General features: G+C 64.8%; 11 protein-coding genes. 5 read left to right on the top strand and 6 right to left on the bottom strand.

Going from position 1 to position 12645, the window contains the following annotated elements:
- Window positions 1–896, bottom strand: an 896-nt coding sequence (locus Q0L57_RS27570; RefSeq protein ID WP_296746235.1) for a 4-hydroxyphenylacetate 3-hydroxylase N-terminal domain-containing protein, incomplete at its 3' end; no start/stop codon positions are given.
- Between the two features lie 94 nt (window positions 897–990).
- Between Q0L57_RS27570 and Q0L57_RS27575 the strand changes: the two genes are divergently transcribed.
- Window positions 991–1863: a helix-turn-helix domain-containing protein gene (locus tag Q0L57_RS27575; protein WP_296746237.1), complete on the top strand. Its 873-nt coding sequence runs from the start codon at window positions 991–993 to the stop codon at window positions 1861–1863.
- A gap of 43 nt (window positions 1864–1906) precedes the next feature.
- Here the strand turns inward: Q0L57_RS27575 and Q0L57_RS27580 are convergent, their stop codons facing one another.
- Genes Q0L57_RS27580 through Q0L57_RS27595 form a run of 4 tightly spaced genes read right to left on the bottom strand, consistent with a single transcriptional unit; the run spans window position 1907 to window position 5996 of the window.
- Window positions 1907–3265, bottom strand: coding sequence for an aminotransferase class III-fold pyridoxal phosphate-dependent enzyme (locus tag Q0L57_RS27580; protein WP_296746238.1), 1359 nt, complete (start codon window positions 3263–3265; stop codon window positions 1907–1909).
- Window positions 3266–3289: 24 nt separating this feature from the next.
- Window positions 3290–3955 carry an HAD-IA family hydrolase gene (locus Q0L57_RS27585; RefSeq protein WP_296746239.1) on the bottom strand — a complete coding sequence of 222 codons (666 nt, stop codon included), beginning with the start codon at window positions 3953–3955 and terminating at the stop codon, window positions 3290–3292.
- Window positions 3952–5202 carry a Tm-1-like ATP-binding domain-containing protein gene (locus Q0L57_RS27590; protein ID WP_296746240.1) on the bottom strand — a complete coding sequence of 417 codons (1251 nt, stop codon included), beginning with the start codon at window positions 5200–5202 and terminating at the stop codon, window positions 3952–3954. The genes Q0L57_RS27585 and Q0L57_RS27590 overlap by 4 nt, the downstream gene beginning before the upstream one ends.
- A 29-nt stretch (window positions 5203–5231) precedes the next feature.
- Window positions 5232–5996 carry an IclR family transcriptional regulator gene (locus Q0L57_RS27595; protein ID WP_296746241.1) on the bottom strand — a complete coding sequence of 255 codons (765 nt, stop codon included), beginning with the start codon at window positions 5994–5996 and terminating at the stop codon, window positions 5232–5234.
- A gap of 167 nt (window positions 5997–6163) precedes the next feature.
- Here Q0L57_RS27595 and Q0L57_RS27600 point away from each other — a divergent pair, with 167 nt between their 5' ends.
- The 3 genes from Q0L57_RS27600 (at window position 6164) to Q0L57_RS27610 (ending at window position 10361) form a co-directional block, all read left to right on the top strand.
- Window positions 6164–7621: an APC family permease gene (locus Q0L57_RS27600; protein ID WP_296746242.1), complete on the top strand. Its 1458-nt coding sequence runs from the start codon at window positions 6164–6166 to the stop codon at window positions 7619–7621.
- A gap of 62 nt (window positions 7622–7683) precedes the next feature.
- Window positions 7684–8871, top strand: coding sequence for a cytochrome P450 (locus Q0L57_RS27605; RefSeq protein WP_296746243.1), 1188 nt, complete (start codon window positions 7684–7686; stop codon window positions 8869–8871).
- 2 nt (window positions 8872–8873) lie between these two features.
- Window positions 8874–10361 carry an aldehyde dehydrogenase gene (locus tag Q0L57_RS27610; protein WP_296746244.1) on the top strand — a complete coding sequence of 496 codons (1488 nt, stop codon included), beginning with the start codon at window positions 8874–8876 and terminating at the stop codon, window positions 10359–10361.
- Between the two features lie 23 nt (window positions 10362–10384).
- Here Q0L57_RS27610 and Q0L57_RS27615 read toward each other — a convergent pair whose 3' ends face one another.
- On the bottom strand, window positions 10385–11425 hold the full coding sequence (locus Q0L57_RS27615) for a proline racemase family protein (RefSeq protein ID WP_296746245.1): 1041 nt from the start codon (window positions 11423–11425) through the stop codon (window positions 10385–10387).
- A gap of 97 nt (window positions 11426–11522) precedes the next feature.
- Between Q0L57_RS27615 and Q0L57_RS27620 the strand changes: the two genes are divergently transcribed.
- Window positions 11523–12482, top strand: coding sequence for a dihydrodipicolinate synthase family protein (locus Q0L57_RS27620; RefSeq protein ID WP_296746246.1), 960 nt, complete (start codon window positions 11523–11525; stop codon window positions 12480–12482).
- Window positions 12483–12645 lie beyond the last annotated feature (163 nt).

Genomic DNA, 12645 nt, shown 5'->3' on the forward strand with positions numbered 1-12645 from the left:
CCATGCATGAAGCCCGATGCCGGGTGGAAGGACAGGATCTTCTGGGCGTCGCGCAGCACCAGCACGTCCTCCCAGGGGATGAAGACGTTGTCGAGCACCAGGATGGCGTCGTTCTCGTCGAAGCGCGACGACAACGGATAGTCGAAGGGCTGGCCGACAGTGTTCGCCGTCTGCTCGTAGGAGACGCGGCAGAACATCTTTATGCCCGGCGCATTCATCGGCACGATGAACATCACCGACAGCGACGGGTCCTCGGTGACCGTCGCCGAGCTCTGCGCCAGGAAATTGTAGTGGGTCAGCGCCGAGGATGTCGCCACCACCTTTGCGCCCGACACCCAGATGCCGGCGTCGTTCTCCTTGGTGATGTGCACGAACACGTCCTTCACCTGCTCGGCCGGCTTGTGGCGGTCGATCGGCGGATTGACGATGGCGTGGTTCATGAACAGGACCGCTTCCTGCGCCCGTTTGTGCCAGGCGCGCGCATTGTCCTTGAACGGCCCGTACCATTCCGCATTGGCGCCGAGCGTGTTCATCAGCGCCGCCTTGTAGTCGGCGGTGCGGCCCATCCAGCCATAGGTCGTGCGCGCCCAGTGCGCGATCGCGCTTTGCTGCGCGGCGAGGTCGGCGGGCGAATGCGCGACGCGGAAATATTTGTGCGTGTAGCCGCCCGAACCCGTGTCGGTCGGCGACGTCAGAACCGGCTGCTGGTTGGGATCGTGCAGCGCGTCATAGAGGCGGGCCAGGGAGCGCACCGAATTGCGCATCGCCGGATGGCTAGTGACGTCCGCAACCCGTTCGCCGTTGATATAGACCTCGCGTCCGTCGCGCAGGCTCGCCAGATACTCGGCGCCCGTGAACGGCCGCGACTTGTCGGCCCGGAAATCTTCCGATCGCATCATGATCCTCCCTTGATTGCTGGAGAGTAGCTGCAGGTGCCGCGATAGGTTATGGATGAAAGCGTAAAACCGCTTGGACTTTTTCGGGCGCCCGATGAGCCAGACTGCCATTCCGGAATTCTTCGTCTACGGCGAGCCGGCGCGGGCTCTCGACGTGGGGTTCCTGCACGTTGAAACCGTTTTGGCCCGTGCTTCGGTGCACAGTGGCAGGGTTCTCGCGCACAAGCACCTGCAAATGGCGCAGGTGACTTTCTGGACAGGTGGGCGAGGTATTTACCGGATCGAGGATGAAACCTGGAGTTTTTCAGCGCCGACGGTGAGCTTCATGCCGAGCGGCGTGGTGCATGGCTTCGACATCGAACCGGGTACGGACGCCATCGTCGTCTCGATCGCCGATGCGGCGCTGGCTGTGATCGCGGAGCATTCCGCGCTGCCGCTCGATCAGCCCGTTTTCGTTACCGAACGCGGCGACGGGGTGCTTTGGCAGAGGCTGAGCGACACGATCAGGATGATCGAGGCCGAGTATACCGAGGCTCAAGCCGGCATGGAAAAAATCCTGCCACCGCTGGTCGCGGTCGCGCTGTCATGCATCGCGCGCCTCGACGCGCAATCGCAGGCGGTCATGGTGCCCGCGGTCGTCGCGCTGGGCGGCCGGCTGAGACGCCTGATCGATCGGCACTTCCGCGACGACTGGCCGGTCGAGCGCTATGTAGAGGAACTCGGCACCACGCGCCATCTGCTCGACAAGGCGGCGCATCAGGTGCTGGGCTCGGGCGTGAGGCAGGCGATCGGCGAGCGGCGGCTGGTGGAGGCCAAGCGCCTGCTGCTCTTCACCATCCGCACGGTCGAGGACATCGCCTACGAGACCGGCTTCAACGACCCGGCCTATTTCTCGCGCTTCTTCCGACATGCGGTGGGCGTGGCGCCGGCTGCGTGGCGAAGAAAGCGAGTAGCGAGTAGCGAGTAGCGAGTAGGAAGAAGCTCGGTCGCTACTCGCTATTCCCTATTCGCTAGGCTGCCGCAGCAGCGGCCAGCCCCGCATCCAGCCCCTCGGCGATCTTCGCGACATCGGCGGCCGAGACGATCAGCGGCGGCGACAGGATGATGTTGTTGCCGGAGACGCGCAGCATGACGCCCGCGCCATAGGCGGCATCGGCGACGGTGGCCATGGTCTTCTTGTCGACGGGCTTCTTGGCGGCGCGGTCCGAGACCAGCTCCAGCGCGGCCATCAAGCCCTGGTAGCGGACATCGCCGACCAGCTGGTGCTTTGCCTTCAGCGCCTCCAGCGCCTTGCCGAGTTCGACGCCGCGGGCAGCTGCGTTCTCGTTGACGGCCAGCCGTTTCGTCTCGGCGAGCGCGGCAAGGCCGGCGGCGCAGCCGACAGGATGCCCTGAATAGGTATAGCCATGGCCGATCGAGCCGAAGCTGGTCTTGTCGGCCTCGAAGACGTCCGCGACCTTGGCGCCGATCAGTGTCGCGCCGAGCGGGAAGTAGCCCGAGGTGATCGCCTTGGCGATGGTCATGAAATCCGGCTTCGTGTTCGAGAGCCGTGAGCCCGCCCACTCACCGGTGCGGCCGAAGCCGGTCACCACTTCGTCGGCGATCAAAAGGATGTCGTGGCGGTCGCAGATCGCCCGCACCATCGGCATGAAGCTTTCATGCGGGACGACGACGCCGCCGGCGCCGAGCACCGGCTCCATGATGAAGGCGGCGATCGTGTCGGCGCCCTGGAAGGCGATCTCTTCCTCGATCGCCCGCGCGCAGAGCTTCGCCAGCTTAGCCGGATCGGTCTCGTCGAACGGATTGCGATAGGTCATGGGCGCCGGCGTGTGGAAGACGCCCGGCAGCAGCGGCTCGTAGTTGCGGCGGAAGTTGGCGTTGCCGTTGACCGAGGCGCCGCCGAAATGCGTGCCGTGATAGCCCTTCTTCAGCGCCAGGAATTTCGTGCGGTCGCCCTGGCCGCGGATCTTCCAATACTGCCGGGCAAGACGCAGCGCCGTCTCGACCGAGTCCGAGCCGCCGGAGGTGAAGAAAGTCCGCACCATGCCCTCGGGCGCAAACCATTCGCCGAGCTCATAGGCAAGCTCGATCGAGGGTCCGGTGGAGGTGCCGCGAAAGCCGGAATAATAGGGCAGGGCATCGAGCTGCGCGGTCATCGCCTTCTTGATCGGATCGCAGCTGTAGCCGAGATTGACGTTCCACAATCCGCCGACGGCATCGAGCACCGTGCGGCCCTCGACGTCGGTGACCGAGACCCCTTCGCCTTTCATGATGATCCGGGGCGGCGTCGCCCGCATTTCGGCCGGATGCGCCATCGGGTGCCAGATCGGCTTGGCGTTGTTCTCGGTGAGGAAGTTGATGTCACGCATCGGGAGGACTCCGGGTTGTTCCGATTATGAGAGCGTCAGGCCGAAATGGCCAAGCGCCTCGGCATAGCTTTGCGCCGGCTGGGCGACGTCGAAGTGAACGGCGAGCATGCCGGCGGCAATGGCGCCGTCGACATTGCGCTTCTGGTCGTCGACGAAGACACAGGACGAGAGCGGAAGCTGAAGCGCATCGCCGACCATCGCATAGGCGCGGGCGTCTGGCTTGAGGACCTTGGTATAGGTCGCGTCGACGATCGTCTCGAACAGCGAGAGCAACTGCAGCCTCTGGCGAAAATCAGCGCCATAGAACAGGTCGAGCTCGTTCGACAGGATGGCGAGGCGGACCCCGGCGGCATGCGCCGTGCGAATGGCCTTGTCGGCTTCCGGCCGCACCACCTTTTCCGGCTCCGCTCCACGCGCCCGTTGCACGAAGGTCTGCATCGATGTCCATTTTTCGCCGACGAGGGCGCCGACTTCGCGCGTCCGCTCGGTCCAATAATCGCGCTCGCTGATCTCGTCGCGTTGCATCAGGCGCCAAAGCGGATCGCTGCCGGGGTCGAATGGACCCTTCCAGCGCAGCTTGCCGGCGGGCAACCCCAGCGCCTGCTCGGTCAGCGCATGCGTCTCGAACAGCGTGCGGGTGACGACGCCGCCGAAGTCGAGCACCAGGGCCTGTGGCTTGGTTCCGCTCATGCCGCCCGCCTGCCGGCCGGAACGATCCCTTCAGCCACCCAGCGATCGAAGATCTCCAGCGCCTTCGCGCTGAAGGCGGCATCGTTGATATGCCCGGCGATTTCGTGCAGTTCGGCATTCTTCGGCACGTTGATCCGCATCTCCTCGACGAAGGCCGACAGCGCATCCGGCTCGTAGAGCGGCTCGCCCTCCTGGTCCCATTGCTGGATGCCGCCGGCCGGCAGGATGAAGGCGGTCGGGCCGGTCGCGGCGGCGAGCTTCTCGCCGATGGCGCGCGCGATCTCCTTGCGCGTCGCGCCGTCGGAAGTCACCGAGGCGAGCAGCCGGTTATGCGCATGGTAGGGACGCTCGATGAAACGGGAAGGCACCGCCTGCCAGGTCGGGAAGTCCACCATGTCGACAGCACCTGGCGCGACGATCTGCGGGATGCCTTGCCGTCCGGCGTTCTCCAGCCGGTCGGCGCCGGAGTTGACCACCGAACCGGTGAGCTGGTTGGCGAGTTCCTGCAGGCTGAAGTCGAGGACGGCGACGAAGCCCTTCTGCGCGGCGATCGCTTCCAGCGCCCGTCCGCCCATGCCGGTTGTGTGGAAGACGATCACCTCATAGCCGCGCTTCTCGAGCTCCGGCTTCAGCGTCACCATATATTGCAGGCAGCTTTTTCCGAGTGAGCTCATGCCGATCCTCGGGCGCGACGCATCGGGTTTGATGACGGCCTGCGCGGCCCCCACCACCGCGCCGCAGGCTTGCGACAGCACCGCCTTGCAGGCACTGTTCAAGCCATAGAGGCCGCCCGCCCACAGGATCATCATCAGGTCGGTGGCGATCCTTTCCGGCGGCACGAGATGCGAATAGGCAATCGTCGAGATGACGAATTTCGGCGCGCCGAGCGGCAGGGCAAGCGCAACGTCGAGCGCAAGGTCGGTGCCCATCGAGCCGCCGAGCGCGATGAAGCCATCGATCTCGCCCTTGTCGTGGAGCGAGCGGGCAAGCCGCGAGGCCCCGAGCGCCATCAGCGTCATCGCCGAATTCTCGTCGCCGGTGGCGATGATCGCTTCGATCGTCGTATCGGCGGCGCGTGCCACGGCATGGCGATCGAGTTCCGGCTTGTAGGGCGGATCGCCAAGCACGCTGACGTCCATCATCACCGCGATGCCGCCGACCGCCTCGATGCGCTCGCGCATGAACAGTAGCTCGTCGGCCTTGGTGTCGCCGGTGCCGATAACCAGGATGCGGCGTGTCTCCTCCACTTCAGTCTCCCTGCAATGTGTCGTTGTTATTATGCCCGTTTCTGACCGGGCACCTGCCCGAACAGCCGCTCGCCGATCTCCCGGGCCGCGGCGATCACGCTGGCGCCATGGCGCTCGACGTCGTTCTTTGCGGTGCGCACGCGTGGCGCGGCGACGGCGATAGCGCCAATAGCCAGGCCGTCGGCGCCGAGGATCGGTGCCGCGACGCTGATGACGCCTTCCTCGAAGCCCTGCGAGCCGGTCGAATGGCCCCGTGCGCGGGCGGCGGCGATGTGCTCGGCCAGCATCGTTGCATCGCCTATCGTGAAAGGCGTGAAGGCTGGCATCGGGCCAGCGAGCACCGCGCTCCGGACGCGCTCCTCGGCAAAGGCGAGGAAGGCAATGCCGGAAGCCGTTGCATGCATCGGCAGCACCTCACCAGGCGGCACGCTGACCCGGTTGGCCTTGGTCGATTCGATGACATGTACGGAGATCAGGCCGCGCTTTGAGTATTCGGACAGATGCACCGTCTCGCCCGTCTCGGCGGCCAATGCCTCGACCACCGGCACGGCCATGCGCAGGAATGGGAACTGCGCTTCGCGCATCAACGCCAGCCGCGTCAGGCCGGCGCCCAGCCGATAGAGGCGCGTCGCTTCATCCTGCTCGACCAGCCCTTGCGCAATGAGGGAAACCAGCAACCGGCGGGTCGTAGCCTTGTCGAAGCCAACGCTTCGGGCGAGATCGGCAAGCGCCGTCTCGGGCGCGCCGCGCCCCAGCACCTCCAGCAGCGAAATGGCTTTGGCCACCGTGCTCATTCCGTGTCTGATCCTCCCTCAGATACTTAACGTGCGAATTAACTTGACAGCAAGTCGATTCCTTTGCAAGTCTAATATCGAAATGCCGTTGCAAATAATGAAATGAACGTCAGGGCCCGCCAGAAGGCCGCCGGCATATCAGGGACACTTGGTTTCCGCTGCGCGGAATGGAGGGAAAAATGACGACAATTGAAGCCGGTGAAGTGAACCGGCTGAGGAAGAACAGCCTTGGCGTCGGCGCCATCACCTTCATGGTGATCTCAGCCGCGGCGCCGCTCACGGCTGTTGCCGGCGGCACGCCGCTCGGCATGCTCATGGGCAATGGCGCCGGCTTTGCCGGCACCTATCTCATCGTCACGCTGCTGCTGCTCTTGTTCGCGGTCGGCTATGTCGCCATGTCGCGCCATATCGGCAATGCCGGCGCTTTCTACGCCTACGCCGCGCGCGGCCTTGGCGGCCTTGCCGGCGGCGCCATCGCGCTGATCGCGATCCTCTCCTACAATGCCATGCAGATCGGCGTCATGGGCCTGCTCGGCGCCGCCACCGCCGGCCTCTTCGCAGGCTGGGGCATCACGCTGCCGTGGTGGGTGTGGAGCTTCATCGCAATCGCCATCGTCGCCGTGCTCGGCTACCGCCAGGTCGACCTGTCGGCCAAGATCCTGACGGTGCTGGTGCTTGCCGAATATGTGGTGGTGCTGATCCTCGATCTGACCATCCTCAAGACTGGCGGCGACAGCGGCCTGTCGGCAGCGCCCTTCAGCTGGAGCCAGATCACCAGCGGCGCGCCGGCCATCGCCATCCTGTTCTGCTTTGCCGCCTTCATCGGCTTCGAGGCGACGACGATCTATGCCGAAGAGGCGCGCGACCCCAAGGTCACCATTCCCCGCGCCACCTATTTCTCGGTCATCCTTATCGGTCTCTTCTACATGATCACCGCTTGGCTGATGGCGGTCGGCACCGGCGTCGACAAGCTGTTGCCGTCGCTGCAGGCGCTTCAGGATCCGACCACCTTCCTTTTCGGCCTGTCCGATCGCTACGCCGGAACCATGCTTACGCACGCCATGAGCATCCTCTTCGTGTCGAGCCTGTTCGCCGGCGTGCTGGCGTTCCACAATGCGGTGGCCCGCTACATCTACGTCGCCGGCCGCGAAAGGCTGCTGCCGCAGTCGATCGGCGTAACGCATTCGGCGCATCAGAGCCCGCATGTCGCCTCGGTTATCCAGACCGTGCTTGCGGCCATCGTCGTCGGGCTCTTCGCCGTGCTCGGCCTCGATCCGGTGCTGGCGTTGTTCTCGTGGCTCACCAACGTCGCCACGCTCGGCGTCATCGTGATGATGGCCGTGGCCTCGCTCGCCGTCGTGATGTACTTCCGCGCCAATCCGGACAACCAGGAAAACGCGCTGAAGACCACGATCCTGCCCGGCCTCACCTTCATCGCCTTCGTCATCATCATCTACCTGATCGTCATCAACTTCGGCAGCCTGTCGGGCGCCGGCGGGTTTCTCGGTGTCTTCCTGCCGTTGCTGGTGCTGATCGCGGCCGTGATCGGTCTGCTGCTGGCCGGCGCCCTGAAGGGCCGGGATCCGGCGGCCTTCGAAAGGCTTGGCCAGCCATTGAAGGACTGATCCGCAAAAGAGGGCGGCGCTAGGCGCCGCCCTTTTCCCATCGCACAAGGGGAGTGACGGCAATGAGCTTTGCCGAGAGCATTACCGTCGAGGCGCTGGAGGCCGATCCTTATCCGATCTATGCCGAACTGAGGCGCAGCGCTCCGGTCGCCTTCGTGCCCGCCGTCAACCTCTGGTTCGTCACCCGCTGGAAGGATGTCGAGAGCGTCACCAAATCGCCTGACATCTTCTCCGCCGTCGTCGGCACCTCGCCAGTCGAACGCTCCTTCGGCAAGCCGACGATCCTGACCACCGACGGCGAGACGCACAAGCAACTGCGCCAGGGCGTCGATCCGAAATACCGGCCGCGCACCGTCGCTTCCTACGCCGGCGACTTGGTCCGTTCGATCGCCGGGCCTTACCTCGACAAGATCGCCGGGCAGGGCGCGGCCGAACTGATGGCCGATTATTTCGAGCCCGTGTCGACGCTCAGCTTGGCGCGCTCGCTCGGGCTCGTTGATGTCGACATGCCGACCTTGCGGCGTTGGTTCTACGGCCTCGCCCAGGGCGCCATCAATTTCGAGAACGATCCGAAGCGACAGGAAATCGCCGATGCGATCAGCGCGGAGGTCGGCGCCGCCGTTCAGCCGACGCTGGAAAGGCTTATCCGCGAACCGGACGATTCGGCGCTATCGCACATGCTGCATGACGGCATGCCCGACGGCTCGACCCGCCCGATCGATTTCCTGATGCCGAGCATCAAGGTCATCCTGCTCGGCGGCATGCAGGAGCCGGGCCACGGCGCCGGCTCGATCCTTGCCAGGTTGCTTGCCCATCCGGAACAACTGCGGCAGGTGCTCGACGAGCCCGACACCTTCGTCCCGAAAGCGGTCGACGAGGGCCTGCGCTGGGTCGCGCCGATCGGAACCCAGACGCGCCAGACGACGCGCGATGTCGAGCTTGGCGGTGTCACCATCCCCGCAGGGGCGCCGGTCGCGGCGCTGGTGTCGTCGGCCAGTCGCGACGAGAGCCGCTTCACTAACCCCGATCGGTTCGACATTGCTCGCGACGAGGGCAATCATGCCGCTTTCGGCTTCGGCCATCATTTCTGCTCGGGCCGCTTCTTCGCGCGCGAACAGATATGCCTTGCGGTAAGATTGCTGCTGGAGCGCTTTCCCGACCTGCGGCTGGTGCCCGGCAAGGAGCCGGTGTTCCGCGGTTGGGAATTCCGCGCGCCAACCACATTGCATGTAGCCTTCGGAGCAAACTGAGAATGATCAACCAGGACACCATCGACACGTTGCGCAAGGCGGAGATCGGCGCGCGGCATCTGTTCATCGATGGCGCTCCTTCCGACGCCAAAAGCGGCGCTAGCCTCGAGGTGATCTCGCCGATCGACGGCCGCCCCTTCGCCAGCATTGCCGATGGCGGGGCCGCCGATGTCGATCGCGCGGTCGCCTCGGCGCGGCATGCCTTCGGCAAAGGCACCTGGTCGCGCGCGGCGCCTGCCTTCCGCAAGAAGGTGCTGACAAAGTTCGCCGACCTCATCGAGAAGCATGCGCTGGAGCTCGCCGTGCTCGGCGTGCGCGACAACGGCACCGAGATCGGCATGGCCTACAAAGCCGAGCCGCTCTCGGCCGCGGGCACCATCCGCTACTACGCCGAGGCGATTGACAAGGTCTATGGTGAGATTGCGCCGACGGCCGACAATGTGCTGGGTCTCATTCACAAGGAGCCGCTCGGGGTCGTCGGCGTCATCGTTCCATGGAATTTCCCGCTGATGATCGGCGCCTGGAAGATCGCGCCGGCCTTGGCCGCCGGCAATGCGGTCGTGGTCAAGCCGCCGGAGATCGCCTCGCTGACATTGCTGCGCCTTGCCGAGCTGGCCGCCGAGGCCGGATTGCCGGAGGGCATCTTCAATGTCGTCACCGGCCGTGGTTCGGTCGCCGGCGAGGCGCTCGGGCTGCATATGGATGTCGACGCCATCGCCTTCACCGGCTCGGGTCCGGTCGGTCGTCGCCTGCTTGAGTATTCCGCGCGCTCCAACCTGAAGCGCGTCTTCCTCGAGTTGGGCGGCAAGTCGCCGAACATCGTCTTTGCCGACGCGCCGGACCTGAAGCAGGCGGCGGTGGTTTCGGCCAACGGCATCTTCCGCAATTCGGGCCAGGTCTGCGTCGCCGGCTCGCGCCTGCTGGTGCAGGCCTCGATCTACGACCGCTTCATGGACGAGCTTCTGAAGGCGACCGTGAAGCTCAAAGTGGGCGATCCGCTCGATCTGGGCAGCGACATCGGCGCGGTGTCCAGCGCCGAGCAACTGACCAAGAATCTCGGCTTCGTCGCCAAGGCTTCCGAAGAGGGCGCCCGCCTCGTCACCGGCGGCGAGCGCATCCTGACCGAGACCGGCGGCAGCTACATGGCGCCGACGATTTTCGAGAACGTGACCGAGACGATGCAGCTTGCCCGCGAGGAAGTGTTCGGCCCGGTGCTCGGTGTCATGCGCTTCGAAACCGAGGAGGAGGCGGTGCGGCTCGCCAACGCGACAGTCTATGGCCTCGCTTCCGCCGTCTGGACCTCGAACCTGTCGACCGCGCACCGCATGGTGCGGGCCATCAATGCCGGCGTCGTCCACGTCAACACCTATGGCGGCGCCGACATCACCGTGCCGCTCGGCGGCTTCAAGCAATCCGGCTTCGGCCGCGACAAGTCGCTGCACGCCATCGAGAAATACATCGACTTGAAGACGGCGTGGATTTCGCTTTGAGCATGACAGGAACCCCGGTCGAGCTACTGCTTGACCGAGGTCGATGTGCCCCAGGTGTCCGACAGGACGTAGCCTTGCGGATACGGATCCGTTGGATCGAGATAATAGCTGTGCTCGCCCGTGATCCAGGCTCTGCCGGTAATCTGCGGAACGACAGCCTTGCGGCCGGCCACTTCCGTCAGTTCGAGAATCTTGCCCGTGAAGCGGGAGCCGATGATGGATTCATGGATCAGAACGTCGCCGACGCCCATCAGGCCGCGCTTCTCAAGCACGGCCATGCGGGCTGAAGTGCCGGTTCCCGTCGGGCTGCGGTCGGAGCGCCCGGGCGAGACGATGCAGGTGTTGCGCGTGACATTGCCGGGCCCCTGGAACGGCATGGCGAACTGCACGATCGACACGCCGCGCACATTGTCGAATTCCGGATGCACGACATCGAGCTGCTCGCGCGCGGCGCGGCGAACCTTCTCGCCGGCGACCGCCAGTTCGCGCGCCTCGTCGGGCGTGACGGAGAAACCGAGCGCCTTGGCGTCGACGATTGCGTAGAACATGCCGCCATAGGCGATGTCGACCTTGAGCGTGCCGAGCCCTTCGACCTCGATATTGGCGTCCAGGCGCTCGGCGAAGGCGGGGGCGTTGCGCAATGTGATCGACAGGCATTTGCCGTCGCGGCACTCAGCGCGCACCTCGATGACGCCGCCGGGCATGTCGAGCTTGAAGCGCGTCTCGGGCTCCTGCATCGGCACCATGCCGGTCTCAAGCAGCACGGTGGCGACGCAGATCGTGTTGGAGCCGGACATCGGCGGATATTCCGTCGGCTCCATGATGATCGCGCCCGCTGCGCAATCCTCACGCGTCGAGGGCACCAGCAGATTGACATGCCTGGCGACGCTGCCACGCGGCTCGCAGATCAGCATGCGCCTTATATGGTCGTGATCGCGCTCCATGGTGATCATCTTTTCCATCATCGTGCGCCCTGCCGGCGGCAGCACGCCGCCCACGATGACGTCGCCGACCTCACCCTCCGCATGACAGCCCACGACACGAATACTGGCTTTGCTACGCATTGTTTCTCCCCGTCGACCGCGATTCTGCGCTTGGCAAGCGGCACTGCTTCGGCACAAACTGATCAATCTGCGTGCCAGTCTCAAGGAGAATCCGAAAATGACCGCCAACGTTTTTTCCGGCTGCATGCCGGCGCTGATGACGCCCTGCACCAATGACCGGCTTCCCGACTTCGAGGCGCTCGTGCGCAAGGGGCGCGAGCTGATTGCCGGCGGCATGTCGGCGGTCGTCTATTGCGGCTCGATGGGCGACTGGCCGTTGCTCACCGACGAGCAGCGCATGGAAGGCGTGGAACGCCTGGTGAAAGCCGGCGTCCCGGTGATCGTGGGAACAGGCGCGGTCAACACTGCCAGCGCCGTTGCCCATTCCGCCCACGCGCAAAAGGTCGGTGCTCGGGGCCTGATGGTCATCCCGCGCGTGCTGTCGCGCGGGCCATCGGTCGCAGCGCAGCGCCATCACTTCAAGGCAATCCTGGCCGCCGCTCCCGACCTGCCGGCGGTTATCTACAACAGCCCCTATTACGGGTTTGCCACACGCGCCGATCTGTTCTTCGCGCTGCGGGCCGAACATCCGAACCTGATCGGCTTCAAGGAATTCGGCGGCCCCTCGGATTTGCGCTATGCGGCGGAGAACATCACCAGTCGCGACGATGAGGTCGCGCTGATGATCGGCGTCGACACCGCTGTCTTCCACGGTTTCGTCAACTGCGGAGCTTCCGGCGCGATCACCGGCATCGGCAACGTGCTGCCCAGGGAAGTGCTGCATCTGGTGGGCCTCAGCCAGGCGGCGGCGAAGGGCGACGCGGAAGCGCGCCGGCTGGCGTTGGAACTGGAGGCCGCGCTCGCCGTGCTGTCCTCCTTCGACGAAGGCCCGGATCTGGTGCTCTATTTCAAGCACATGATGGTGTTGAAGGGTAATCCGGAGTACCGGCTGCACTTCAACGAGACGGATGCCCTCAGCGACAGCCAGCGCGGCTATGCCGAGGCGCAGCTGAAGCTGTTCGACGCCTGGTATGCCCAGTGGTCGAGGCAGCCCGTAGTGGCAAGGTACGCGGCATGAGTTCGCTAGAGCGGTTCAGCGTTTCATGGAGTCGCCGAACCGCTCTAACTCTTTGTTTTCACGCAATTCCGGACGGAAAACCGTTACACACTTTTCCTGGAATTGCTTTAGGCTGAATCGACATTCACCGCATCCATAGCATTGCGCAAGCGATCTGGACGAA

It is taken from the genome of Mesorhizobium sp. (assembly GCF_024509055.1).
GTDB lineage: Bacteria > Pseudomonadota > Alphaproteobacteria > Rhizobiales > Rhizobiaceae > Mesorhizobium.